The sequence below is a fragment of the Kitasatospora sp. NBC_01300 genome, assembly GCF_041435235.1.
Classification (GTDB): Bacteria; Actinomycetota; Actinomycetes; order Streptomycetales; family Streptomycetaceae; genus Kitasatospora.
This window is the reverse complement of sequence record NZ_CP108409.1, coordinates 785,044-809,745: the sequence shown is the minus strand read 5'-3', so window position 1 is coordinate 809,745 and position 24,702 is coordinate 785,044. Positions and strand designations below refer to the sequence as shown.

The 24,702-nt window shown below is 72.7% G+C and carries 20 protein-coding genes; 4 read left to right on the top strand and 16 right to left on the bottom strand.

Annotated elements, in window-relative coordinates; genetic code table 11:
• Positions 1–176: 176 nt before the first annotated feature.
• Both OG556_RS37135 and OG556_RS37130 read right to left on the bottom strand, forming a co-directional pair.
• Positions 177–1,142 carry a hypothetical protein gene (locus tag OG556_RS37135; RefSeq protein ID WP_331744378.1) on the bottom strand — a complete coding sequence of 322 codons (966 nt, stop codon included), beginning with the start codon at positions 1,140–1,142 and terminating at the stop codon, positions 177–179.
• Positions 1,139–1,471, bottom strand: coding sequence for a PadR family transcriptional regulator (locus OG556_RS37130; protein WP_331745430.1), 333 nt, complete (start codon positions 1,469–1,471; stop codon positions 1,139–1,141). Before OG556_RS37130 ends, OG556_RS37135 begins: the two co-directional genes overlap by 4 nt.
• 113 nt (positions 1,472–1,584) lie before the next feature.
• On the opposite strand from OG556_RS37130, the gene OG556_RS37125 reads away from it, so the two are divergent.
• Positions 1,585–2,748: a hypothetical protein gene (locus tag OG556_RS37125; protein WP_331744376.1), complete on the top strand. Its 1,164-nt coding sequence runs from the start codon at positions 1,585–1,587 to the stop codon at positions 2,746–2,748.
• An 85-nt stretch (positions 2,749–2,833) separates the two neighbouring features.
• On the opposite strand, the gene OG556_RS37120 is transcribed toward OG556_RS37125, so the two are convergent.
• The 14 genes from OG556_RS37120 to OG556_RS37055 all read right to left on the bottom strand — a co-directional run bounded on the left by OG556_RS37120 (position 2,834) and on the right by OG556_RS37055 (position 14,954).
• The gene (locus OG556_RS37120; protein WP_331744374.1) at positions 2,834–3,364 is read right to left on the bottom strand and encodes a GNAT family protein; all 531 of its coding nucleotides are present in this window, start codon (positions 3,362–3,364) and stop codon (positions 2,834–2,836) included.
• A 109-nt stretch (positions 3,365–3,473) separates the two neighbouring features.
• Positions 3,474–4,796 carry a hypothetical protein gene (locus OG556_RS37115; RefSeq protein WP_331744371.1) on the bottom strand — a complete coding sequence of 441 codons (1,323 nt, stop codon included), beginning with the start codon at positions 4,794–4,796 and terminating at the stop codon, positions 3,474–3,476.
• Positions 4,797–5,186: 390 nt separating this feature from the next.
• Entirely contained in the window at positions 5,187–6,035 is an 849-nt protein-coding gene (locus OG556_RS37110) for a class I SAM-dependent methyltransferase (protein ID WP_331744369.1), read from the bottom strand.
• 174 nt (positions 6,036–6,209) lie between these two features.
• Complete coding sequence (locus tag OG556_RS37105; protein WP_331744366.1) at positions 6,210–6,665, bottom strand: TIGR03618 family F420-dependent PPOX class oxidoreductase; 456 nt, start codon at positions 6,663–6,665, stop codon at positions 6,210–6,212.
• Between the two features lie 89 nt (positions 6,666–6,754).
• Positions 6,755–7,897, bottom strand: coding sequence for a Glu/Leu/Phe/Val dehydrogenase dimerization domain-containing protein (locus tag OG556_RS37100; RefSeq protein ID WP_371523109.1), 1,143 nt, complete (start codon positions 7,895–7,897; stop codon positions 6,755–6,757).
• A 32-nt stretch (positions 7,898–7,929) separates the two neighbouring features.
• Positions 7,930–8,145: an MbtH family NRPS accessory protein gene (locus OG556_RS37095; protein WP_331744360.1), complete on the bottom strand. Its 216-nt coding sequence runs from the start codon at positions 8,143–8,145 to the stop codon at positions 7,930–7,932.
• A 4-nt stretch (positions 8,146–8,149) separates the two neighbouring features.
• Positions 8,150–8,953 (bottom strand): indole-3-glycerol-phosphate synthase, encoded by an 804-nt coding sequence (locus OG556_RS37090; protein ID WP_331744357.1) that lies wholly within the window; start codon positions 8,951–8,953, stop codon positions 8,150–8,152.
• Entirely contained in the window at positions 8,954–9,628 is a 675-nt protein-coding gene (locus OG556_RS37085; protein WP_331744354.1) for an N-(5'-phosphoribosyl)anthranilate isomerase, read from the bottom strand. It abuts the gene before it with no gap.
• Between the two features lie 6 nt (positions 9,629–9,634).
• A complete protein-coding gene (locus OG556_RS37080) occupies positions 9,635–10,774 on the bottom strand; it encodes an acyl-CoA dehydrogenase family protein (protein ID WP_331744351.1) in 1,140 nt (379 codons plus the stop codon).
• 13 nt (positions 10,775–10,787) lie between these two features.
• On the bottom strand, positions 10,788–11,162 hold the full coding sequence (locus tag OG556_RS37075) for an ectoine synthase (RefSeq protein ID WP_331744348.1): 375 nt from the start codon (positions 11,160–11,162) through the stop codon (positions 10,788–10,790).
• Positions 11,163–11,270: 108 nt separating this feature from the next.
• Positions 11,271–12,074 (bottom strand): tryptophan synthase subunit alpha, encoded by an 804-nt coding sequence (gene trpA, locus OG556_RS37070; RefSeq protein ID WP_331744345.1) that lies wholly within the window; start codon positions 12,072–12,074, stop codon positions 11,271–11,273.
• A complete protein-coding gene (locus OG556_RS37065) occupies positions 12,071–13,168 on the bottom strand; it encodes an anthranilate phosphoribosyltransferase (RefSeq protein ID WP_331744342.1) in 1,098 nt (365 codons plus the stop codon). The genes trpA and OG556_RS37065 overlap by 4 nt, the downstream gene beginning before the upstream one ends.
• Positions 13,169–13,170: 2 nt before the next feature.
• The gene (locus tag OG556_RS37060) at positions 13,171–13,440 is read right to left on the bottom strand and encodes an acyl carrier protein (RefSeq protein ID WP_331744340.1); all 270 of its coding nucleotides are present in this window, start codon (positions 13,438–13,440) and stop codon (positions 13,171–13,173) included.
• Positions 13,437–14,954: an AMP-binding protein gene (locus tag OG556_RS37055; protein WP_331744339.1), complete on the bottom strand. Its 1,518-nt coding sequence runs from the start codon at positions 14,952–14,954 to the stop codon at positions 13,437–13,439. Before OG556_RS37055 ends, OG556_RS37060 begins: the two co-directional genes overlap by 4 nt.
• Positions 14,955–15,390: 436 nt before the next feature.
• Here OG556_RS37055 and OG556_RS37050 point away from each other — a divergent pair, with 436 nt between their 5' ends.
• From OG556_RS37050 to OG556_RS37040, 3 genes are read left to right on the top strand one after another with little or no spacing between them, the layout of a single operon-like run.
• Positions 15,391–17,103, top strand: a complete 1,713-nt coding sequence (locus tag OG556_RS37050) for a condensation domain-containing protein (protein WP_331744338.1) — start codon at positions 15,391–15,393, stop codon at positions 17,101–17,103.
• Positions 17,100–21,446, top strand: a complete 4,347-nt coding sequence (locus OG556_RS37045; protein ID WP_331744335.1) for an amino acid adenylation domain-containing protein — start codon at positions 17,100–17,102, stop codon at positions 21,444–21,446. Before OG556_RS37050 ends, OG556_RS37045 begins: the two co-directional genes overlap by 4 nt.
• The gene (locus OG556_RS37040) at positions 21,443–24,592 is read left to right on the top strand and encodes an amino acid adenylation domain-containing protein (RefSeq protein ID WP_331744332.1); all 3,150 of its coding nucleotides are present in this window, start codon (positions 21,443–21,445) and stop codon (positions 24,590–24,592) included. The genes OG556_RS37045 and OG556_RS37040 overlap by 4 nt, the downstream gene beginning before the upstream one ends.
• Positions 24,593–24,702: the final 110 nt, after the last annotated feature.

The window sequence follows — 24,702 nt, the reverse complement described above, 5'->3', positions numbered from 1 at the left end:
CGCCACAAGCGTCGGTCCCGGCTCCCCGCGAGCGGGAGCCGGGACCGACGATTGTGGCGATGCGGGGTGCAGCCGACGCCGGGAGGCCCCAGCGTCCAGTGACCGGGCCCGCCCGCAAACCCCCTGGGGCGCTGCCTCCGTCGAGGAGGGTGACGTGGGTGTGGTGTGGAGGCCGGTCAGGGGCGGGAGAGACGGCTCCGTCGGGGGAGGCGGGCGATGAGGAGAGCCGCGCTTCGGGCCGTCAGGTAGCCGAAGGCGGACGGGATGAGGAGCTGAAGCAGCGTCGCCGCGACGGACGCGTGGCCGCCGAGGAGCATGGGGGTGAGTATGGGCGGTGCCGCCAGGACGGTCGCGGCCAGGGCCGCGTTCCCGGCCGTCCGGGCGGTGAAGGCCAGGGTGGCGCCGGTGGCGAGCGGGGCCCAGGTGCCGAAGCCGGAGGTGAGGATCCGTTCGGCGGACTCGCCGGTGATCGTGGCGCCGACGCCCAGGGCCGTGACCGCGGCGACGACCAGCCAGAGCCCGCTTCCGGTCCTGCGGGTCCGGTCCTGCGGGGCGACCAGCAGGACGAGGGTGTTGAGCACGACCAGCCCGAACCCCCGGGGGCCGAGACCGAGTTCGGCTGCGGTGCGGAAGTCCAGGTCGAGCAGCCCGAAGCGGCACATGGCGTAGAACAGCGGTGCCAGTACCAGCGACACCAGGGCCAGGGCCCGTGCGGCCGACCAGCGGCCGGCCGCGACGGCGCAGGCCGTCAGCACAGCGGGGACGAGCAGCGACATCGCCGCCAGGAGCGCGCCTCCCGCCGGGACTCCGGCGGGGAAGTCAGGGGACTCGGGGCTGATGGCGAGCTGCAGGTTCCGCCACAGGTGGGTCGCCGCGTACGTTCCGGCCAGCATCGCGGCGAGCGGCGCCGCGGTGGCGAACGCCCGGCCCGGCGGCCGGTGGGAGACCATGCCCAGCCGGAGCCGGGCCCCGTGCCCGGCGACGTCGGCCACCTCGCGCAGCCCCGCCGCGGAGCCGGAGCGGGAGATCCGGTGCCGGGCGAGGTCGGCGACCTCCGCGAGTGCGTCGGCGCCGTAGGAGGCCGGGTACAGCCGGAGGGCCCGTTGGAGCAGGCGCGTGTTCAAGGGGTGCTTCGAGGTCATGCCGTGCCTCCTGCGGGACGGATCCAGATCTGCGTCAGGCGCCGGTCGGCCTCGCGCAGTGCGGAGCGGAGGCGTTCGGCCTCTTCCCTGAGCGACTGTTCACCGTCCGGGGTGAGGGAGAACACGCGCCGGGGGCGGCCGTCCACCGTCTCCTCGCGCTCGACGCGGATCAGCCCCTCGGCCAGGAGCCGGTCGAGGGTGCCGTAGAGGCTGCCGGCGCCGAGCCGTACCCGGCCTTCGGAGATCGCGGCGACTTCGTCCCCGAGCGCGTAGCCGTGCCGGGGCCGGTCGGCGAGCGCGGTGAGGATCAGGAAGGTCGGCTCCTGCATGGAGCGTTTGTTCTTCACGTTCTCCACCATAGTACGGTGACCGTAGTGTCTGGCAAGGCCCCCGCGAAACGATGCGGACGTCGTTGTGGGTGGTGCCGAATAGTGTGCGGGGCATGGCTACTGTCAAGGAATCAGCACCTCCCAGGCCCATCGTCCCGGGCGATGTCGTCGCGGCGTTCTCCGAGTACCTCGGCGAGTGGACAGCGGCACAGATCACCAGTCTGGACCCGGACCACCAGCTCGCGGGCGTCCTGCACCTCGACTGGTCCGGTCCGGAGCCGGTGTCCGTGGCGGAGCTCGGCGACGTCGTGCCGCTCTGGGGTCCTCTCGGTCTGTCGCATTGCCACTACGAGTGGGTGCTCCCTCGGAGCTACAAGGTCATCGGGAGGCTGCCGCTGCTGCACGACCGGACGCCGAACAGCTACGCGTTCGGGTGGGGCATGGGGCTTGATCTGGCCCTGGCACGGCGCCGGCAGCAGGGCGACGAGTCGCAGTGGTCCGACCCGTGGGCGAAGCACATCACCGGCACCGAATTGAACGACCCTCTCCCCGGGACCGCAGATCCCGACGAGGAGACGCGTCGGCTGACGGTTCTGGCTGCGGGGTCGCTGGACTGTGCGCGGCTCGTCGAGCGGTATCCGGCGCTGACCGGCCTGACGCTCAGCGGGCCGGTGACCTTGTCATCCGCATCGAGCCTCAACGAGTTGACTTCGCTGAAGTGGCTCAGGCTCTCCGACGTCTTCGGGATGGTCGAGGCGGACTGCCTCCTGCCGGGGCGGGTTCCGGAACTGGAATCGTTGGAACTGGTCAGTGTCCCCGCGGAGTACGCGACGGCGATGAGGAGGCTCTGGCGGCCCGAGGAGCCCCAGGGCGTCTACGTCAGGGTCGCCAAGCCCCGGAAGCCCCAGTGGCTCGCCGAGAACCTCGACAATCCGCTCCGGAACTGGGACGACCGCGAGCAGATCAGCGCCGCGGTCTACAAGAAGGCGCTGGCGCAGTACCGGGCGACGCGGCGCGCGGTGCTGGCCGTGCTGGCCTCGGGGGAGTCGGCGGACGTTCTGACGCCCAGGCTCGTCGAGCTCGGGGAGCAGTTCGGCGAAGCCTTCAACGAACTCGACGCGCGTGCCGGATTCATCGAGACCATTGAGCGCGAGGAGCTCTACGACGCGCTCGACGCCATCATCACCGAGGCTGGGGCCGAGGCAGGGTCGGGAGCCGATCTGGCCTGGGCCGGCGAGGGGTTGATCGAGGGCTGCGAATCCGTCCGCGACTGGTAGGGCGCTGCCCGACCGCTCCGGGCCCGGGCCGGATCCCGAGCCTGGAGCGCTGCGACTCAGGCCGACGCGATTGCGCCGGCGAGCCTCACGGCCTCCAGTCTTCGGCGAGGAGCCCGAGGACGGCCTCGTCCGCGAACTCGCCGCACACCCAGGCGGAGCGGCGGAGTGTGCCCTCCAGGGTGAAGCCGGCCCGGCGGGCGGCCGCGATCATCGGGGTGTTGTCGGTGAGGGTCTCCAGTTGCAGCCGGTGCAGGCCGCGTACCGCGAAGCCGTACTGGCAGAGCACCCTGACCACGTCCGTGCCCAGGCCCCGGCCGCGCACGCCGGGGCGCAGGGCGATCCCGAGGTGGGCGGTGCGGTTGTGGGTGTCGATGCCCCAGAGCACGGCCTCCCCGGCCAACTCCCCTGTGGCCAGCTCGAGTACGGAGAAGCAGGCCGCTTCGTCCGAGGGCGGGGTCGGCGCGTAGGGGGATTCTGCCGCGCCCGGGGAGATGGGCCGCCAGGGGCGGGTGTCGGCCCGGGAGCGGGTGGCGACGTCGTCGTACAGCTCGGTCTGCAGAACGGCTACGTCACTCTCGTGGCGTGCTCGGAGGGCGATCTTGAGTCCTTGTATCATGTCACATTGTTACCAGGGCCGTGTCGGCCGCTCAACCGAATTGGACCCTCTCCGGCGCGTTGCACCGCCGCCGTCATCGGGACTGCCGGAGAGGGGAGTTCGGCCGAAGTCAGAGTGGCGGCAGGCGGCGGGCCAGGAGCTCCGCGCCGGTGCCGTTCAGGGTGCTGAACAGGACCGTCGTGCCGAGGGCGTCCACGCTGGGGGCGGTGGAGGCGCCGGGCCGTTGGCTGCCGTCGGCCGCCGTGCTGACGCGTTCGATCCGGCCGGTCCACAGGTCGCGGCGGAAGACGTCCGCGACGCCGTTGGTGTCGCCGGGGACGAGGGCGGCGGAGTCGGAGGCGAAGTAGACCCAGCGGTCGTCGGCGGTCATGACAGCGGGCTGGGAGTCGACGGCGGAGACCGTGGTCACCGTGCCCGTGCGCAGGTCGCGGGCGTAGAGGCGGACTTGGACGACGTCCTGCTCGCGCTCGAAGACGCGGAAGAGGGCGTAGCGCCCGTCGGGGCTGAGGCGCCCGGCCTTGGCGGCGTCGCGCAGGGTGCCGGAGGCGTCGATGCTGGCGCCCTGGATCCGGCCGGTGCGCGCGTCGTAGGTGTAGAGCGGGAAGAGCTGCCGTGCGGGCGGGGGCTTGGTGGCGGTCGTGGCCGTGGCCGTTGTGGCCGCCGTGGGCGCGGTCGGCAGCAGGTTGGTCGCCTTGGAGCGGAAGGCGACGGTCTGGCCGTCGGCGCTGAGCGAGGGCTCGACCGAGCCGCCGTCGGCGGGGGCGCCGGCGCGGCCGGTGCTGACCAGGCGAGTGGTGCCGGTTTGACGGTCCGTCAGATAGACGTTCTGGAGGCCTGGTTGGGTGCCGGGGGCGAGGTCGGGGCGGTCCGAGGTGTACGCGACGTACCGGCCGTCGGCGCTGATCGCCGGGTCGAGCGAGTTGCCGGCGCCGGTGCCCGCGGTGAGCGGTTCGGTGCGGCCGGTCCAGCGGTCGCGGACGTAGACGTCGAACCGGCCGTCGCCGTGCCGCCCCGGGATGACGTCGGTGGCGTTCGTGCTGAAGGCCACGTACCGGCCGTCGGCGCTGATCGCCGCCTGGTTGGTGGAGCCGTCGAGCTGGCCGCCGCCGTCGGCCACGCTCACCCGCTCGGTGTGCCCGGTCCACAGGTCGCGGACGAACACGTCGTACAGGCGGTTGGTGTCGCCGGGCACCAGGTTGGCGGCCAGCGAGGTGAAGAGGGCGTAGCGGCCGTCGGCGCTCAGGCCCAGCGGCTCCGACCAGTCGTCGGCCGGGGTGCCGTCGGGGGCGACGTTCACCGTGACGGTGCCCTCCGGGAGCGGCGCGGCCTGGGCCTGGACCTGGGCCGTGGTGGCGGCCAGGAGTGCGGCTGCCAGCACGCTGCCCGCCCGTACCGCCCACCGGCCGCGGGTCCTCGCGTTCGTCCGTTCCACCTGAACCGTCCTCCCCTTGCCTCGGCCCGCACCGCTTCCCGCCCCCGCCGGCCGGCTCGGGGCGAGCCAACCGCCCGGCCGTACCGGCGGTCAACGGGGCCGGACCGGTCATGGACACGATTTCGCCAACTCCTCTCCACCTCCCGACCACGGCGGATGCCGGTCCGGCCGGGCCCGGTGGGCATGCCACCTGCGGAATCCGGGAGTTGAGGAATGACCGTTGACGAACCCTTTGCCGGAACGCTCTGGACGTGGCGGCCACGGCCCGCACATCCGCGACCTCCAGCGGGATGCGCAGGCGGCCTGGCTTCGTTCACGTGAAGTGGCAGCGTTCGGGCGGCTGTTGGCCGACTGTTGGGCGCCTGTTGGGCGGAGGAACCGGGAGGCGCGCTACCGGCGGACCGCCGAGACCAGTCCGCCGGGCTGCTCCTCGCGCTGCGGCGGGGTGCTGATCGGGCGGCCGTAGGCGGCGGCGCGCTCGCGCAGGGTGTGGGTGTCGGCCTCCCAGCCGTGCCCGGCCAGCCAGTCCACCGGGTCGTCTGGCATCTCCGAGACCCACATGGACGCCGCCGAGCCGGGCACGGAGTCCGCGCCGAAGCGCTCGATCACGCCGCGCGAGCCCAAGGTCAGCCCCATCCGACTGCCTGGCGCCGACTGCGCGCTGATCCGGGCCAGCAGCAGCTCCACCGCGTCCTCGGGCAGATAGATCAGCAGTCCTTCGGCGATCCACACGGTCGGCGCGGCCGGGTCGTGCCCTGCGGCGGCCAGCGCGGCCGGCCAGTCCTCCCGCAGGTCCGCCGCGACGGTGATCCGCTCGCAGCGTGCGACGGCCCGCTCCTGGCGCAGCACCGAGGCCTTGAAGTCCAGTGGCACGGCGGTGTCGACCTCGAACAGCCGGGTGCCCTCGGGCCAGTCCATCCGGAAGGCGCGGCTGTCCATGCCGGCGCCGAGCAGCACGACCTGCCGGACCCCGGACGCGGAGGCCTGCTGCAACAGGTCGTCGAGGAACTTCGTCCTGATGACGATGGAGAACGACACGGCCAGTCGGCGGCGGCGCGCGGCCTCGTCGGCGGGTGGCGGCGAGGAGGGCCACAGGCCGCCGGCGGTGGCGAAGGCCTGTGCCAGCGGGTCGCGGAACAACGCGTCCACCCGCTCGGTCTCCAGCGCCCGCACCCTGGCCACTCCCACCGCCGTGGCCCACACTCCCGACGGCTGCACCCGCTCCTGCTCATCAGTCATCGCGCCAGCCTAGATGATCGAACCGGAGGGGCCTGATGAGGGCAGCCGGGTCCGTGCGCGGCCGACCGCGAATGCGCGCACTGACCACCAACCTTGAGTCGCTTCGGTCGCTTCGGTAGCTGATGAGTCGCTGGTGAGTCGCCGATGAGGCGAAGGGCGGCGAGGGCAGGAGCACTACTCAGGGGCAGGGGCAGGGACGGGCCCGCCGGGACGGAAGCGCTCCACCCCGACGATGTGCCGCACCTTGAGCGGGCGCACGATCACCGCGACCCGCTGCTCACCCGGCATGGTCCACTCGAAGCGCTCGACGCCCAGGTACTTGCGGGCCAGCCGGTCCATCCGGTCGTGCGCCTCCTCGCCCTCGACGAAGCGGGCCACCACGCCACTGATCTGCACGCGGTCGAAGGGATCGGTGGCGTCCGCGTGCGAGAGGTAGACGCGCGGGTCGCGACGGAGGTTCTCCTCCTTCACCCGCCCCACCGAGGTGTTGAACGTCAGTTCCCCCTCGCCCTCCAGATCCACCCATATCGGGCTGACCTGCGGTGCTCCGTCGGCGAACACGGTGCCGACGTACCAGATGTTGGGTGCCCGCAGCCGGGCGCGGACGGCTTCGTCGAAGGTCGCGGTCATCCCGGGAGGCTAGCAACCACGGAGGGTGCGGTCCGCATCGCGCGAGGCCACGTTCGAGTGAGGCCGTGAGGGTTCGTCCTGACGCCTAGTCACCGCCCAGCCCGCACCTCCGGTTCGGAGGCGTCGGCCGGGGCTCCGCGCGAAGCGAGGAGCTGCGCGACCGGATCGGCGCTGCCCGCGGCGCTCAGCTCCTGTACCAGCTCGCAGTTCCTGGCGACCCTGCTGGAGACCCACTCGCGCAGCCACGCGGACAGCTGCGGGAGCGGCAGGTCGGACGGGGCCAGCCCGGCGAGCACGCACCCGGTCGCCGCCGCTCCGCCGACGTTGACGACCACGTCCGGCAGGACGGTGTGGCCGGCCTCGCGCAGCAGCCGGCGGGCGGGCGGGGTGCAGCTCAGGTTTCCGCCCTCGACCACCAGGCCGGCCCGGACCGCCGGCACCGCCTCCTCGTCGACCGCGGAGGCGGAGGCCGCCAGCACCAGCACGTCGGCGTCGACGTGCAGCCACGCCTGCCCGGGCCCGTGGACGGTGACCCGGGCGGGCAGCCGGCTCCGGTCGATCGTGCCGTCGCTGCTGGTGAGCGCGGCGAGTTCGGCGACGGGCAGTCCGCGCTGGTCCTCGACGGTGCCCCGGACGTCGGCCACGGCCACCACCGAGTGGCCGTGGGCGGCCAGGTGGCCGGCCACCGCGCGCCCGACGGTGCCGAAGCCCTGGATCGCGATGCGTTGCGGGGTCCGCGCACCGGAGGCCCGTAGGGCGCCGAGCACCGCGACGGCCACGCCGAACCCGGTGATGTCGCCCATGTGGTCCCACAGTTCGGCCCAGTCGACGGTGAGGCGGGTGGTGCCGGGGCGGCGGGTGACGTCGTACCCGGCGGCCTCGAAGGCGACCTGCCGGTCGGCGTAGGTGGTGCCCTGGTCGCACCCCAGGTACACCCCGCCGTTCAGCAGCGGGGCCGCGGCGCGGCCGAACCCCCGCATCACCGCCTGCCGTTCGACGGTGGCGCCCGGATCGGGTGCGATGCCGGCCTTGGCGCCGCCGATGGGCAGGCCGACCAGTGCCAACTTGTGGGTCATCGCCCTGGCGAGCCCGGCCAGTTCCTGTTCGGTCACCGTCGGGGTCATCCTGGTGCCGCCCAGGGCCAGGCCGTCGACCATGGAGTCGACGACGACCCAGCCCCGGGCCTGGCACCCCGGGAGGTTCAGGGTGGTGGAGAGCAGGGGCTCGGCCACCGGGCGTGCGTCGTGCGGTGCGAGCGTCCGGTTCACTGCGCACCGTCCGCCGGGACGGACCGCAGGCGCAGGCTGCGGGGGCGCATGTCGGTCCACACGTGTTCGATGTGCGCGAGGCACTCGTCCTTCGCGCCCCGGACGCCGACCTCGCGCCAGCCGGCCGGCGACTCGCGGTCGGCGGACCAGATCGAGTACTGCTCCTCGTCGTTGACGACGACCTTCCACTGCTCGGGTGCTGCGCTGGTCATGCCGTTACCTCCAGATGTCGGTGGTCGGGGGGGCCGCCGGGCGGCGGACGGGTGGAGCCGGTTCACAGCCGGCGTCGAGACGGGTGTCGAGGCGAGTGCCGGGACGGGCGCCAAGACGGGCGTCGAGACGGGCATCGAGGCCGTCCAGCCACGCCGGCAGGCTGGCGGCGCGCAGGAGGCCCGTTCCGACGAGCACACCGGCGAAGCCCTCACTGAGCAGGCGGGCGGCGTCGTCGGGGCCGCGGATGGCCCCGGCACTCACCGGGCACCGGGTGCCGCTGCCCAGCACCGCGGGCAGGAGTGACGAGCTGCGCCCGAGGTCGCCCGCGCCGCGTTCGCGGGTGGCGATGTCCTTGTTGTTCACCGCGACCACGCACTCCTCGGCGCGCGGCACGCGGCTGATCTCCTCCTCGGTGGTGACCTCGACGAACGGCGTCAGGCCCAGGCTCAGGCCGAGCTCGACCAGATGGCCCAGGGTGGCGCGCGGCAGCAGCGCGGCGGTGAGCAGGACCGCGGACACGCCGCTCTCGCGGGCCTGGTGCAGTTGGCTCCGACGGGTGATGAAGTCCTTCTGCAGCACGGGCAGGTCCGTCGTCGCCATGACCTCGTGCAGCAGGTCCGGGGTGCCGCCGAACCACCGGCCGGTGACCACGGACAGGCAGGGCGCGCCGACGTCCTGGTAGTCGGCGACCAGCCGGGCGGCCGACCTGTCGCCGAACAGGTCGTGTCCGGCGGCGTCCTGCCGCTTGAGCTCCATGATCACCGGTCGGCGGGCGTCCAGCAGCGCCTCGATGAACGCGGCCGTCATCTAGGCCCTCGCTTTCGGGTCACGCCAGCCGCGCCGCACGGCCGTGACCCGGTCGGCGCTCAGCCGTCCGTCGAGGTCCCTGGCCGCCGTGTCCACGTCGACGCCCAGGAACAGGGGGTGGTCCAGCACGGCCCGGTAGTCCTCCCGGTTGTCGGCCGAGATGCCGCCGGCCAGCAGGAAGGGCCGCGAGAGGCGGTCCGCGAACTCGATGACGGCCCCGCAGTCCGCCGGTTGCCCGGTACTGCCGATCCGGCCGTCCCCGGCGACCGCGTCCAGCAGGAAGAGGTCCGTCCCGGCCCGCTCGTACGCCGCGATCAGGGACCGTTCCGCGCGGGTGTCCGCGCCGAGGTGCAGCACCTTGACCACGGTGAGGTCCGTGGTGCCCTTCAGGGCGCGGACCAGGCCCGGCGGCTGGTAGCCGTGCAGTTGGACCCACCGGACCCCGGCCGCGGCCGTCGCCGTGCGCAGCGTCTCGGCGTCGTTGAGGAAGGTCACGAGGACCGGATGCATCCGCGCCGTTCGGTGCACGGCGTCGGCGAGAGAGGTGAGTTGACTGAGCGTCAGATTGGCGCGGCCGCCTGGGACGCCGTGCCACAGGCCGACGAAGTCGGCTCCGGCGCTGTCGAGTGCTGCCACGTCCTCGGCCGAGGTGGCTCCGCAGATCTTGACCAGCATCAGGTGTCACAACCCCAACATGGCGGCGATGCGGTTGCGTTGGATCTCCGACGTGCCCGAGTAGATCGGGCCGGCGACCGCGTCGCGCACGTCCTTCTCCAGTCCGTACTCGGCCAGGTACCCGCTGCCGCCGAAGATCTGCACGGCGGCCAGTGCGGAGGAGAGGTTGCTCTCGCTGGTGAGGACCTTGCTGACGGCGATGTCCCTCGTGACGTTCTCGCCCTCCGTGAGCCGGACGGCCGTGTCGTAGAGCCACTTGCGCGCGGTGTCCAGGCCGATGCTCATGTCCACGAGCTTGTGGGAGACCGACTGGTACGAGCCGATCGGACTGCCGAACTGGACGCGCTCCTTGGCGTACTCGACGCAGCGGTCGAGCCGGTACCGCATCTGGCCGGTGTTGATGACGAAGGAGCAGAGGATCTCCCACTTCATCACGTGGTCCAGGACCAGGAACCCGGATCCGACCCGGCCGATCGCGGCGGACGCGGGGATCCGGCAGTCGTCGAAGTGCAGTTCGCCCAGCGGCGCCGTCCGCAGCCCCATGGTGGCGACGGGCGGCCCGACGACGAGCCCGGGGGTGTCCCGCTCCACGACGAAGGCGGTGATGCTGAGCGGGCCGGCCTTCGGGTGGGTGCGCGCGTAGACCACGAACACGTCGGCCACCGGGCCGTTGGTGATGAAGGCCTTGCCGCCCCGCAGCACGAAGTCGTCGCCCTCGCGGGTGGCCGTGGTCCTCATCGCCAGCGCGTCGGAGCCGCTCTCGGTCTCGCTGATCGCGTGCGCCCCGATCGTCTCTCCCGAGCAGATCCCCGGCAGGTGGCGCGCCTTGAGCTCCGGCGAGCCGAACCGTTGCAGCGGGACTCCGACGCCGACCAGGTGGGTGGCGACCGAGAAGTTCAGCCCGCCGTCACGGCATCCGGTGCCGAGTCGTTCGAGCACGTGCATGGTGGTGAGCAGGTCCTGGCCCAGCCCGCCCCACTGCTCGTCGAACGGCAGGCCGAGGATTCCGGACCGCTGGATCAGCTTCCACTTGTCCCACGGGAAGGCGCCTTCCGCGTCCCCTTCGAGATGGCCCGAGCTGAGTTCCTCGCACCACTGGGCGATGCCCTCGCCCAGGGCGATCTGGTCGGCGTTCCAGCTGATCATCCGTCAGTCCTGCTCAGTACTCGGAGAAGTCGGTCGAGTCCAGGTTGTGGCGTTCGTCGCCGCGCAGCGCGGGCGAGAACACGCACACCAGGCGGAGGTCCGCGTCCTGGTCCGCGATCAGGAAGTGGGCGTCGTGCAGGTCGAGCGCGTACAGGGTGCCCGGCTCGATCGGGTGGGACGTGCCGTCGGCGTTCACGACCTGGCCCGTTCCCTCGATGCAGTAGCAGGCCTCCAGGTGGCGGCGGTACTCCAGCCTCGACTTGGTGCCGGCGCGGACGGTGGTGTCCGTCATCGTGTAGCCCAGGCCGTCGGATTCGAGAAGGAACCTGCGGCTGAGCCCGTTGCCCCAGTCCACGGTGGTCACCTCGTCAAGGCGTCGGACGATCATCGGGTGTGCCTCCTGGCGGCTTGTTGAGTGAGCGGTTTGTTGAGTGAGTGGCTTGTTGAATCAGCGGGTTGCTGAGCGAGCGGTTTGTTGAATGAGCGGCTTGCCGGATCAGCGGTTTGCCGAGTACGGCGAGACGGTCCGTACGAAGGTGTGGAGCTCCTCGACCACGTCGGCCCCTGCGGCGAGGGCGTGCTCGATCCGGGCGACCCCGGCGCTGCCCACGACCGCGGCGTCGGCGCCGAGGCCGTGCAGCAGGTCGATGTCCGCCCTGGAGCGGACGCCGAACCCGACGGCGATCGGTGCGGCGGTCGTCCTGCGCAGCGCGGCCAGCGCGGCGGCCAGCTCCCGGCGGTCGGCCGTGAGCGTGCCGCCGCTGCGGCCGTAGTGGGCCACCAGGTACAGGTACGCGGTGGCGGATGCGGCGGCCGCGGCCTTGACCTCGGCCGTCGACGCGGCGTAGCAGGTGGCGACCACGGGCAGCCCCGCCTCCTGCACCGCTTCGAGGTAGCCGGCCCGTAGCCGCGGCGGCAGGCCGTGGACCAGCAGGCCGTCGACGCCCGAGTCGGCGACCTGCCGGACGAAGCCGGGCACGGTCAGGCCTCTGACCGTGTGGCTCCAGTCGGCCAGCAGTGCCACCCGCAGGTGGCGCAGCCGGGGCAGGATCCCGTTGAGGAGTCCGAGCACCTCGTCGAGTCCGACGCCGTCGGCCAGGGCCCGCTGCGCCGATCGGCGGATGACCGGCCCGTCGGTGACCGAGTCGGGGAAGGGCACCGCCAGCTCCAGGCAGTCCACGCGGCAGTCGTCGAGCATCCGCATGACGTCGGCGAGGACGGGCAGCGGGGGGTCTCCGGCGTTGAGGAACATCGCCAGGCCGGGCCGGTCCGGTGGCCGGTGTGCGAAGAACCCGCTCATCGCGCACGCGCCGTGGTGATCACGCTGCGCGCCGGGTGGGTGCGCAAGCGGTCGACGAGGTCGCGGGCGGCGCCGCTGCGGAGGGCGTCGTCGGCCGCCCGGATCGCCTCCGGCCAGCCGTCGATCAGCCCGCTCGCGACGGCCAGGGCGGCGGCGTTCAGGCGGACGGTCCGCGTTGCGAGAGGTGTCCCGGCTCCGGAGAGCACGGCGAGGAAGTGGTCGACGACGTCCTCTCCCGCTGCGGCCGGCCGTAGTTCGGCGATCGCGTCGGTGCCGGTGCCGGTGCCGGTGCCGGTGCCGGTGCCGTCGCCGGGAGACCCGGGCAACGTTCCGGGAGCCTCGGCCCGCAGGCGGATCGCGTCGGTGCCGTCATTGGTGAGGACGATGTTGTCGACGGAGCTGACGAGCTCGTCGACTCCCAGCTCGTTGGAGCACAGCCAGATCCTCCGGCCGGCGACCGTGGCGGCGACCTGGCCCAGAACCGGCAGCAGCGCATGGTCCGAGACACCGACGAGCTGGGCGGAGGCCGGCACCGCGGCCAGGAAGGGGCCGACGGAGTTGACGAATCCGCCGATCATCCGCAGGTCCATCGGCACGATGCTCCGGGCCAGCAGTGCCACCTCCCGCGGGTAGACGAAGTTCCCCGGGAAGGCGATGCCGAAGCGTTCCAGCAGGTCGTCGGTCTGCTCGTACGAGGTGGTCGTCCGGATGCCGAGGCGGTCGAGCAGGTCGTGGGAGCCGCAGGTGCTCGTGTAGGCGCGGGATCCCGTCTTGACGATGCGCACGCCCAGGGCGGCGGCGACGAACGCCGCCGCGGTGGAGATGTTGAACGTGGCCGGCCCGCCTCCGGTGCCGACGATGTTGGCCGTGCCGTCCAGCCGCGCGGGGACGGCCGGCCGGCGCTCGTCCAGCGAGCGGAGCATGGCGACCAGCGTGCCCCGGTCGGGCATCCGGGTGGACAGCGAGGACAGCAGCGCCACCGTCTCGCCGGAGCGGAGGGCGCCGTCACGCAGCTGGTCCCAGAAGGACCCCCACATCTCCTGGTCGACGACGGCGCGGTCCCGGCCGATCAGCGCTCGCAGCACCTCGTGCATGACTAGGGGGCGTCCGTCCGGTGCTGCTGGGCCTGCTCGATGAACCTGCTGATCGAGCCGACCGAGCGGAAGCTGTCCGGGTCGAGGTCGAGGTCGATCTCCTCGACGCGCAGGTCGAAGCAGTCCTCCAGCCAGGCGATCGTCTTGAGCAGGCCGAGGCTGTCGATGACCCCTCCGTCCACGAGGTCGTAGTCGGCGTCCAGTTCGTTCGCGCCGACGTCCGGCAGGAACTCCTCGATGATGAACTGGGTGACTACCGCGGCGTGTTTCACGTGGCCGTTCCTTCGTTTGGCTGGGACGGGGAGCAGGCGGGCTGGAGGGATGTGCGGTCGATCTTTCCGGTGGACGTCCTGGGCAGCGGGTCGTCCACGATCAGCAGGGTCGAGGGGACGGCGGTGAGCGGAAGCCGTTGTGCGCAGTGCCGGCGCAGCGCCAGCGAGTTCAGCCGGCTGTCCGGGGCGCGGCGGACCACGCCCCGCAGCAGGCGGCCGGCCACCGGGTCCGGCACGGTCACCACGGCCGCCTCGACGACGTCGGGGTGGTCGAGCAGCACCTGCTCGACCTCGTGGGTGTTGACCCGCACGCCGCGGACCTTGACCTGGTGGTCGTTGCGGCCTTCCAGGGTGATGCGGCCGTCCCGGTCACGCCGCACGAGGTCGCCGCTGCGGAAGTGGCGCCGCGCCTGCCCGTCGTGGTGGTGGGTCGCGAACCTGTCCGCGTCCTGCTCCCGGTCCAGGTAGCCGTCGGTCTGGAACGGTGTCGCGACGTGGAGCTCGCCGGTTCCCGGCCCGGTCAGGATCCCGCCGTCGGCACCGACGATCAGCGCGTGGACTCCGGGTAGCGGGCGCCCGATCGGCACCGGGCCGTCGGCCGGCTCGGTGCCGTCGACCTCGTGCAGGAAGCTGTCGTTGGTCTCGGTGCAGCCGTAGACGTTGTAGAACCGTGCGCCGGTGAACAGCTGCGGGAGTTCGGCCAGGCAGCGGGCGGGCATGCTGTCGCCGGTGAAGACGACGTGCTCGACCGTGTCGAGCCGCCGGCCGCTCCCGGCGGTCGCGTCGACCAGCAGCCGGTAGAACATCGGTACCGCCTGGACGAGTCGGACCGCGTGGCGGGACACGAGGTCCAGCAGGTAGCCGGGCTGGGTGGCCCGGGCCGGATCGACCAGGACGACGCGGCCGCCGTACTTGAGCGTCGTCCAGATGTCCAGCAGGCACAGGTCGAAGGTGAGCGGCGCGTAGTTGAGGACCGTTGTTCCCCGGCGGATGCCGAACCGCTCGCCGGCCCAGGTGGTGAAGCGGTCCACCGCCCCCGTGCTCAGCGGCACGATCTTCGGCCGCCCGGTGGATCCGGAGGTGGTGAACATGAAGGAGACGTCGGCGGGCTCCGTGCGGCGCGGCGCCTCCGGTTCCGCCGGCCGGCCCGGGGTACCCGGCCCCGGTCCGGGCGCCCGGGGGCTCTCCGGCGACAGGACGTGCCGGATTCCGGCCTGCTCGACCAGCGCGTGGGGTGTTCTCCCCTCCGGCGCGGGCGCGGGCAGCAGCAGGAAGCGCCGTCCTTCCAACAGGCAGGCGAGCACCAGGGCGATCGTCGAGGGCGACTTGGCGGCCGGGATGCCGACCGGCTCGTCCCCGCCCAGGGCGAGCCCGGCGATCCGGACGCGCTCCCGCTCCGCCAACTGGTGGAGTTCACCGTAGGTCGTCTCTTCTCCGCGCCATATCAGCGCCGGATCGCCGGGGTGGCCGGTGGCGTGCGAGACGAATGAACCCACCAGACTCTGCTGCTGCATCACGACTTCTCCGAGTTCATGCAACGGGGTGGGTTCATATACAACGGATGAGTTCATGCAACGGGTTCACCGATCTTTTCCGGAACAATGAAGGACCGACAGGAAAGGGGCCCACCCGGCCGTCCCCTGGAGACAGAAGAATTATCACGTGGTGCCCGTCCACGGAAGTGGAGTGCGTGATCCGCGTCATGACGGCACGTCAGAGACGGTGTCGGGTCGGCCGCGCCGATGCTAGCCGTCGAGCGTGTTCGATCTACATAAGGATTCCGGTGGACTGGCGTAAATATTGTCTTGATGCCTGCAACCCCGTTCTCGATCTTGCGGAGTGAGACGGGACCGACCTAGTATCCGCCGTACTGTTCGCCAAGTAGCGAATCGGCGAGGGGATTTCCGGGGCGTTGAAGCGTTCCCGATCGCCGTGAAAGGTGGATCCGTCATGCCTGGTCCCGATCGGCGCGCGCACGCTCCGACCCTGTTGTCCTTCGCCCAGCAACGGCTGTGGTTCCTCGACCGGCTGCGGCCGGGCCGGCCGGACCACAACGTCCCGACCGCGGTACGCCTGCGCGGCCGACTGGACCAGGAGGCGCTCACCCGGGCGCTGACCGAAGTCGTGCGACGCCACGAGGTGTTGCGCGGCAGGATCGTCGACACCGAGGACGGCCCGCGCCACGTCGCGGAGCCGGTCGAGACCTTCGTGCCGACGATCACCGATCTGACGCACACCCCTGCGGAGCAGGCCTGGCAGCGGGCCCGGGAGCTGGTGGCCGCCGATCTGGCGACCCCGTTCGACCTCGGCACCGCTCCGATGCTGCGGGCCCGGCTGATCCGCATCGCCCCCGACGACCACCTGCTGCTCCTGGTGATCCACCACATCGCCTGTGACGGCTGGTCGCTGTCGGTGCTGTGGCAGGAGTTCTCCGCCGCATACGGCGCCGCCGTCGACGGCCGGCCGATCGCCCTGGCGGACCTGCCCGTCCAGTACGCCGATTTCGCCGACTGGCAACGGAGCCACCAGGCCGGAACGGCGATGCTGGACCAACTCGCCTACTGGCGCGAGCACTTGGCCGACCTGAGCCCGTCGGTGCTCCCGACGGACCGAGCCCGCCCCGCGGAGTGGTCAGGCCGGGGCGACCAGGTCGAGATCGAGATCCCGGCGGAACTCGCCGAGCGCATACGCACACTGGGGCGCGCCCACGAGGTGACGCCGTTCATGACGCTGCTGGCCGCCTTCCAGGTCCTGCTCGCGCGCTGCACGGGACAGTCCGACGTGACGGTGGGGACGCCGATCTCCGGGCGGACCCGGATCGAGGTGGAGCCGCTGGTCGGCTTCTTCGTCAACACGCTCGTCCTGCGCACCGACCTGTCGGGCGACCCCGGCTTCACCGACGTGCTCGCCCGGGTACGGCGGGGCGCGGTGGAGGCCTACGCCCACCAGGACGTCCCCTTCGAGCGGCTGGTGCAGGAGCTGAGGCCCGAACGCGACCTCGGCCAACACCCGCTGTTCACGGTCATGTTCCAGCTGGAGGATCCGCCCTCGCTCCCGTCCGGCCTCCCGGGACTCGAAGTGAGTGCCCATCAGATACCGAACGACGTGGCGAAGTTCGACATCGAGGTCTCCATGACGGACGGCGGCGATCGCTTCACCGGCGTCATCCGCTATGCCGCCGACCTCTTCGACCGCGACACGGTGCGGCAACTCTCCGAGGGTTTCCGGGCGTTGCTCGACCAGCTCGTCGACAGCCCCGAACGGCCGATCTCGGCGTGGGAGACCCCTCCGGGCCTCCGCGTGTGCCGCCCCGCGCCCGCCACCCTCGGGACCGAGTCCGAGCCCGCCGCAGAGACCGAGCCCGAGACCGGACCCGCCACCGAGACCGAGCTCCTCGTGCTGGAGACCTGGGCCGAGGTGCTCGGTGTCACCCCGGACGGCGTGGACAGCGACTTCTTCGAGCTGGGCGGCCATTCGCTCCTCGCGTCGAAGGTCATGTCCCGACTCGGCCGGGCACTCGACCTCGAACTGCCCGTCGCCCTGCTCTTCTACCACCCGACCGTCGCCGAACTCGCCGACGGCATCGACGCGGCGTTGCTGGCGGACCTCGGCGCCGCCGCCGAAACGGAACCGCTTCCCGCCGGAAAGGCCCGTCACCCGTGAAGGCACAGCACAGTCGCCCCGAGCCCGGCCGGCCGACCGGTTCCGCGCCCGGAGCCGCCCAGTCGACCGGCCCGTCGACCGGCCCGGCGCCGGCCACCACACGGGCCGCCACCCGGGCCCTGCTCGACCAACGCGTCCGCGCGGCCCGGAGCCGGGCCGCCGAGGGCGAGCCGGAGGCCGCGATCCCGCCCCGCCCGGCGGGTGCACAGGTGACGTCGTTCACCCAGGAACGCATGTGGCTGATCGAGCGGCTGTCCACCGGCCCCGCGATGTACAACGTCCACGAGGTCTTCCGGCTGCACGGCCCGCTGGACGTGGCCGCCCTCGGCCACAGCCTCACCGAGCTGGTGCGACGCCACGAAGTCCTGCGCACCGCCTTCCCCGAGCGGGACGGGCGCCCCAGCCCCTCGGTCGAGCCGGCCCGGCCGCTCGACCTGCCCGTCACGGACCTCCGGGCCGAGCCCGCGGAACGCCGGGCGCAGCTGGCCCTCGACCTCGTCCGGTCCGAGATCCTGCGCCCGTTCGACCTGGCCGCCGCCCCGCTGCTGCGCGCAGCACTGCTGCGGGTCGGCGAGGACGAACACGTCCTGGTGGTGGTCGTCCACCACATCGCCGTCGACGGCTGGTCGATGCCGCTGCTGTGGGACGACCTGTCGGCGATGTACCGGAGCCGGCTGGAAGGCCGCGAGCACGAGCTGCCCCCCTTGCGGATCCAGTACGCGGACTTCGCCCACTGGCAGCGGGACCGGCTCTCCGGCGAGCGCCTGAAGCGCCAACTGGACTACTGGAGTACACAGTTGTCCGGGCTGTCGCCGCTGGACCTGCCCACCGACCGCCCGCGCGGACCGGTCCGCGCGGGCCGGGGCGAGCGGATCACCTTCACGGTGCCCGAGGAACTGGCCGGCCGGTTGCGGCTGCTGGGCCGGCGGCACGGCGCGACGATGTTCATGACGCTGCTCGCCGGGTTCCAGGCCCTGCTCGCCCGCTACAGCGGGCAGTCCGACGTGGCGGTCGGCACCCCGGTCGCGGGCCGGACCCGTCCGGAACTCGACCCGCTGGTGGGCTCGTTCATCAACACCGTGGTCATCCGCACCGACCTCGCGGACGACCCGAGCTTCGCCGAACTGCTCGACCGGGTCCGCCGGACCGCCGTGGACGCCTACGCGCACCAGGAGCTGCCGTTCGAACGGCTGGTGCAGGAGCTGCGGCCGGCCCGAGGCCTCGACCGCAACCCGCTGTTCCAGGTGATGTTCGCCGGCCTGTCCGACCCGGCCGCCGCCCTCCGGCTGGTGGGGACGGAGGTCGAACAGATCGAGGTCGACAACGGCACGGCCAAGGTCGACCTCAGCCTGGTGATAGCCGAGCGGTCGGCCGCCACGACCGCCACGACCGCCACGACCGCCACGACCGGCACGACCGGCACGACCGGCACCACCGGGACCGTGGCCTTCGACACCGACCTGTTCGACCGCGCGAGCGTGGAACGCCTGGTCGGCCACTACCTGCGGCTGCTGGACGCCGCGGCCGCCGACCCCGACCGCCCCGTCTCGCGCCTGGACCTGCTCACCGAGGCCGAGCGCGAAGCGCTGCTGGTGGCCGCCAATGCCACCGACGAACCCTTCCCCGCCGACCTCTGCGTGCACGAGTTGGTCGAGGAGCAGGCCCGGCGGACCCCCGACGCGGTGGCGGTCCGCTGCGGCGCCCAGCGACTGACCTACCGGGAACTCGACAGTCGGGCCAACCAGTTGGCCCGACACCTGCGAGCCCGGGGCGCGCGGCCGGAACGCCTGGTCGGCGTGTGCCTGCCGCGCTCGGCGGACCTGGTGGTGGCCCTGCTGGCCGTCCTCAAGTCGGGCGCCGCCTACCTGCCGCTGGACCCGGACCTCCCGGCGCAGCGCATGTCGTTCATGCTCGCCGACGCCGAAGTGCCGCTGCTGCTCACCCAGCGCTCCCTGGCCGACCGGCTGCCGCAGCACGGCGCCGCGACGGTGTGGACGGACGACGAGGCCGGGCTCATCGCGGCCCTGCCCGGGGACGGGCTGCCGCCGCTCGCGACGCCCGCCGACCTGGCGTACTCGATCTACACCTCCGGTTCGACCGGCCGCCCCAAGGCCGTGCTGGTCCCGCACGAGGGCGTGGTCAACTACCTGGTGGTCCGAGGCCGGCAGCTGGACCTCGACGGGGACGACGTCGTCGCCTCGGTGGCCTCGATCTCCTTCGACGTCATCGTCCCCCAGGTGCTCATGCCCCTGGCCTGGGGCGCGAGCGTGGTGATCGCCCCGTCGGAGGTCGCGGTCGACGGCCCGCGCCTGACGGAGATGATGCGCGAGTTCGGCGTCACCACGCTCATGGCCACACCGGCCACCTGGCTCCTGCTGCTGGACGGCGGATGGCAGGGCGGCCGGTTCCAGGCGATCTGCGTGGGCGAACCGCTCCAGCCCGCCCTGGCCCGGCGGCTCCTCGACCGGGTCTCCACGCTTTGGAACGGTTACGGCCCCACCGAGGCGTCCGTCGGCTGCGTCACCCGGCGCGTGGACGCCGACCGGGACCTGGCCCGGCCCGGAGGGTCCGTGCCGATCGGCCGGCCGCTCGGCAACCTCCGGATCTACCTGCTGGACCCGGCCGGCGCCCCGGTGCCCGTCGGCGTCCCGGGCGAGATCCACATCGGCGGGGTCGGCGTCACCCGCGGGTACGCCAACCGGCCGGGGCTGACCGCCGAGCGCTTCGTGCCCGACCCGTTCGGTGCCGACGGCGGCAGGCTGTACCGGACCGGCGACCTGGCGCGGTACCTGCCGGACGGCAGCCTGGTCTTCCTCGGCCGCACCGACGAGCAGGTGAAGATCCGGGGGTACCGCATCGAGCTGGGCGAGATCGAGGCCGCGCTGTGCGCGCAGCCCGGTGTCGCCAGGGCCACGGTGACGGTGCGGGGCACCGGGACGGACGCCGAACTGGCCGGCTACCTGGTGTGGCAGGACCAGCCCGGTGACCTGGCGGTCCTGCGGCGCTCGCTGCGTGAGACCCTGCCCGAGTTCATGGTGCCCACGACGCTCACCGCACTCGACCGGATCCCGTTGACCACGAACGGCAAGGTGGACCGCGGGGCCCTGCCCGAGCCCGCCCGCCACGGCCACGAGGCGGGTGCGCTACCGCCGCGGGACCTGCTGGAACTCCTGATGACCAGGATCTGGGAGCGCGTGCTGGGCACCCCGCGGGTCGGCGTCCGGGACGACTTCTTCGCGCTGGGCGGGCATTCGCTCAGGGCGGTCGAGCTCGTGGAGGCGGTCCGGCGGGAGTGGGGGGTCACCGTGCCGCTGAACACGGTGTTCCGCCACCCCACCGTCGAGGGGCTGTGCGCGGAACTGCCCAACGCCTCGCAGGCCCTGCGCCGGCTCGTCGTCCCGCTGGCCGAAGGAGACCACCGCAGGGCGCCGCTGATCCTGGTGCACCCGCAGAGCGGCGACGTGTGCTCCTTCCTCCACCTGGCCGAACACCTCACCGAACACCTCACCGAACACCTCACCGAACGCCTGGCCGAGCACCCCGCCGCACACCCCGCCGCACACCCCGACGGACCGCTCGCCGCCGGACCGCTCGCCGGCGGCCGACCCGTCTACGGCCTGGAGGCCGTCGGCTACAACACCGACGAGCCGCCACTGGCCACCGTCGAGGAGCAGGCGCAGCGCTACCTGCGGGAGCTGCGGTCCGTCCTGCCCGACGGCCCGTACCTGCTGGCCGGCTGGTCCTTCGGCGGGCTGGTCGCCTTCGAGATGGCCCGTCTGCTGGAGGAGGAGGGGAACCCCCCGGGATTCCTCGGGATCATCGACGTCGGAGCGCCCGCGCCCGCCGACGGAGCCACCGACGGAGCCACCGACGGCTCCACTGCTGGACCCACCGACGGGCCAGGCGGCCATGACGCGCACGGGACGGCCCGGTTCGCGCTCGCCTCCGGGCTGCCCACCGGAGCCGTCGGAGACCTCCACGAGCTCGACGAGCAGGACGCCCTCTCGCTGCTGCTCCACGACGCGCACGCCGACGAGCGCCTTCCCCGGCGGGTGCGCACCGAACAACTGCGGCGCATGGTAAGGGTCTTCACCACCAACGGCGACGCCGCCCGACGCTACCGGTCGACCGCGCGGCTGCGGACACCGATCCACCTGTTCACGAGCGCCGAGGCACACCCCGTGCTCGCCGCCCCGGTCGTGGTCCCCGCCCGGTGGCGCGACCGCACCGAGGGGGCGTTGAGCGTGGTCGAGGTGCCCGGCAACCACCACGACATGCTGTCGCCGCCCCACGCCGCACCCTTCGCCGACGCGCTGTCGGCCGTCCTGGAGGAGCTCGGATGAGCGACGGACACGAACTGCCGCTGTCGTCGGCCCAGTCCGGCATCTGGTTCGCCCACCACCTGCGCCCCGGCAGCCCCGTCTACAACACCGGCGAGTACGTGGACATCCCCGGGCCGATCGACCCGGAGCTGTTCGAGACGGCCGTGCGGCGCGTGGTGGACGAGACCGAGTCCCTGCGCGTTCGCCTCACCGACGGTGCCGAGGGCCCCCGGCAGGTCGTCACCCCGGCGCCCGACTGGTCGATGGACCACGTCGACCTCACCCTGGCACCGGATCCGCTGCGGGCGGCGGAGCGCTGGATGCGCGCCGACCTGTCCACGCCGGTCGGGCTCACCCGGGACCGGCTGTTCCGCCAGGCTCTGTTCGCCGTCGCGCCGGACCGCTTCCTCTGGTACCAGCGCGTCCACCACATCGTGGTCGACGGCTTCAGCATGTCGCTCATCGCGCGCCGCGTCGCCAGGACCTACACCGGGCTGGTCGAGGGCAGGGGAGGGGCACGGCCGGCCTTCGGGCCGCTGAGCACCCTGCTGACGTACGACGCCGCCTACCACGCGTCGGAACAGCCCGAACAGGACCGGGAGTTCTGGGCGGCCCGGCTGGCCGGGCGGCCCGATCCCGTCAGCCTCGCCAGCCGTTCGGCGGCCGCCTCGGACGGCTTCCTGCGCCGTACCAGCACCCTCGACGTGCCCACCGTGGCCGCGCTGCGGCGGGCCGCGCGGCCCGCCGGGGCGAGCTGGCCCACCGCCTTCACCGCGGCGGTCGCCGCCTACCTCCACCGCCTCAGCGGCGAACGGGACATCGTGCTGAGCATGCCGGTGACCGGGCGCACCGGCTCCTCCGTGCAGTCCGTCCCCGGCATGGTGGCGAACGTGGTGCCGCTGCGGCTGCGCGTGCACCCGGAACAGGGCCTGTCCGCACTCGCGCGGCAGGTGGCCGAGGAGGTCGCCGCCCTGCGCGGGCACCAGCGCCACCGCAGCGAGGACCTGCGCAGGGACCTGGATCCGGCCCGGTCGGAGCGGGTCCTGTTCGGGCCCCTCGTCAACATCATGTCCTTCTACTACCACCTGGACTTCGCGGGCGTCCGGGCCACCGTGCACAACCTGTCCAACGGGCCGGTCGAGGACCTCTCGTTCTCCGTCTACGACCGCTCCGACGGCACCGAGCCCCGGCTCGACGTCGACGCGAACCCCGCGCTCTACTCCGAGGCCGAACTCACCGCCCACCAGCAGCGGTTCCTCCGGTTCCTGGACGCGGTGGCCGCCGACCCGGACCGTCCGATCGGCCGGCCCGATCTCCTCACCCCCGAGGAACGGCAGCGCACCGTCGTGGCCGTCAACCGCACCACGCAGCCGCTGCCGCACCCGACGGTGCCGCTGGCCTTCGCGGCCGAGGTCGCGCGCACGCCCGACGCACCCGCCGTGGTGTGCGGCGAAACCACCCTGTCCTACGCGGAGTTGAACGACCGCGCCAACCGGCTGGCCCACCGCCTCATCGCCCTGGGCGTCCGCTGCGACAGCACGGTGGCCGTGCTCATGGAACGCTCCGCCGACGTGGTGGTGTCGGTCCTGGCGATCAGCAAGGCCGGCGGCGCCTACGTGCCGCTGGACACCCGGGCCCCGGCGGCCCGCCTGCGCCGCGTCCTGGACGACACCGGGGCGGCGGTGCTGCTCACCCACCGGGCCACCCGGGACGACGCACCACTGTCCCACGGCACACCGGTCGTGGTCGTCGACGCCGACCCCGGACTCGCCGACGAACCGGCCACCGACCCCGTCGTGCCGCTGCGCCCGGACCACCTGGCGTGCGTCCTGTACACCTCCGGGTCCACGGGCACGCCGAAGGGGGTGGCCCTGACCCACGGCAACGTCATCAGCCTGACCGCGCAAGGCTATTGGCGCGAGTCGGACGGCCCGCGGGTCCTCGCCCACTCCCCGCACGCCTTCGACGCCTCGACCTACGAGTGGTGGGTGCCGCTGCTCAACGGGGGCCGGGTCGTCGTGGCCCCGCCCGGCGAGCTGGCGCTCGCGGACCTCCACCGGCTCATCGTCGACCACCGGGTCGGGGCGCTGTGGCTGACGGCCGGGCTGTTCCGGGTGTTCGCCGAGGAGTCGCCCGGCACGCTGGCCGGGGTCGGCCAGGTGTGGACCGGCGGTGACATCGTGCCGGCCGATGCCGTCCGGCGCGTCCTGGCCCGGTGCCCGGACTCCGTGGTGGTCGCCGGGTACGGCCCGACCGAGGCCACCACGTTCACCACGCGCCGGGTGCTGCGCCCCGGCGAGCCCGTGCCCGACGTCGTCCCCCTCGGCCGACCGGTGGACAACAGGCGGGTGTACGTCCTGGACGAGGCGCTGTCGCCGGTGCCGCCGGGGGTGGCCGGCGTGCTGTACGTCGCCGGTGCGGGCGTGGCGCGCGGGTACCTGAACGACCCTCGCCGCACGGCCGGTCAGTTCCTGCCGTGCCCCTTCGGCGCACCGGGCGAGCGGATGTACCGCACGGGCGACGTGGTCCGCTGGAACGCCGAGGGGGAACTCGAGTTCCTCGGCCGCGCGGACGAGCAGGTCAAGCTCCACGGCTTCCGCATCGAGCTGGGCGAGATCGAGGCGGTGCTGGCCGGGCACCCGGCCGTCGCCCAGGCGACCGTGGTCGCCGGCCCGGGCGCCTCGACCGGCCGGCGTCTGATCGGCTACGTCGTCCCGGCCGGGGACTCGGGGCTCGACCCGGCGGCGCTGCGGGAACACGTCGGCGCGGTGCTGCCGGACTACATGGTGCCCTCGGCGATCGTCACGCTCGACGCCTTCCCCCTGACGCCCAGGGGCAAGATCGACCGGGCCGCGCTGCCCGTCCCCGACCTCGCACCGGCACCGTCGGGGCCCGAGCCGCGAACCCCGGCGGAGCAGACGATGTGCGCGCTGTTCGCCGAGGTGCTCGGCCGGCCGGCGGTGGGCGTCGACGACGGTTTCTTCGCGCTGGGCGGCAACTCCCTGCTGGCGACCCGGCTGGTCAACCGGGTGCGGGTGCGGTTCGGCCGTGAACTCACCCTCGGCGCCCTGTTCCAGGCACCCACGCCGGCGCGCCTGGTCGAAGCGGTCGAGGACGCCCCGGACGCCGCGGCCGTACCGGCCCTCTCACCACGCACACGACCCTGACACCGATCAAGCGATCGAACGATCACAGGAAGCACCTCGGCATGGTCCACACCCTCTCCCATCCCGACGAAACGCCGGCACCACCGGCACCACCAGCAGCACCGGCAACA

Coding starts and splice junctions, on each gene's coding strand:
- OG556_RS37090 (WP_331744357.1), bottom strand. CDS start 8,953: ATGACGGCCGCGTTCATCGAGGCGCTGCTGGACGCCCGCCGACCGGTG.
- OG556_RS37065 (WP_331744342.1), bottom strand. CDS start 13,168: ATGCACGAGGTGCTGCGAGCGCTGATCGGCCGGGACCGCGCCGTCGTC.
- OG556_RS37130 (WP_331745430.1), bottom strand. CDS start 1,471: ATGCAGGAGCCGACCTTCCTGATCCTCACCGCGCTCGCCGACCGGCCC.
- OG556_RS37110 (WP_331744369.1), bottom strand. CDS start 6,035: ATGACTGATGAGCAGGAGCGGGTGCAGCCGTCGGGAGTGTGGGCCACG.
- OG556_RS37055 (WP_331744339.1), bottom strand. CDS start 14,954: ATGCAGCAGCAGAGTCTGGTGGGTTCATTCGTCTCGCACGCCACCGGC.
- OG556_RS37050 (WP_331744338.1), top strand. CDS start 15,391: ATGCCTGGTCCCGATCGGCGCGCGCACGCTCCGACCCTGTTGTCCTTC.
- OG556_RS37080 (WP_331744351.1), bottom strand. CDS start 10,774: ATGATCAGCTGGAACGCCGACCAGATCGCCCTGGGCGAGGGCATCGCC.
- trpA (WP_331744345.1), bottom strand. CDS start 12,074: ATGAGCGGGTTCTTCGCACACCGGCCACCGGACCGGCCCGGCCTGGCG.
- OG556_RS37125 (WP_331744376.1), top strand. CDS start 1,585: ATGGCTACTGTCAAGGAATCAGCACCTCCCAGGCCCATCGTCCCGGGC.
- OG556_RS37040 (WP_331744332.1), top strand. CDS start 21,443: ATGAGCGACGGACACGAACTGCCGCTGTCGTCGGCCCAGTCCGGCATC.
- OG556_RS37095 (WP_331744360.1), bottom strand. CDS start 8,145: ATGACCAGCGCAGCACCCGAGCAGTGGAAGGTCGTCGTCAACGACGAG.
- OG556_RS37120 (WP_331744374.1), bottom strand. CDS start 3,364: ATGATACAAGGACTCAAGATCGCCCTCCGAGCACGCCACGAGAGTGAC.
- OG556_RS37085 (WP_331744354.1), bottom strand. CDS start 9,628: ATGCTGGTCAAGATCTGCGGAGCCACCTCGGCCGAGGACGTGGCAGCA.
- OG556_RS37135 (WP_331744378.1), bottom strand. CDS start 1,142: ATGACCTCGAAGCACCCCTTGAACACGCGCCTGCTCCAACGGGCCCTC.
- OG556_RS37105 (WP_331744366.1), bottom strand. CDS start 6,665: ATGACCGCGACCTTCGACGAAGCCGTCCGCGCCCGGCTGCGGGCACCC.
- OG556_RS37075 (WP_331744348.1), bottom strand. CDS start 11,162: ATGATCGTCCGACGCCTTGACGAGGTGACCACCGTGGACTGGGGCAAC.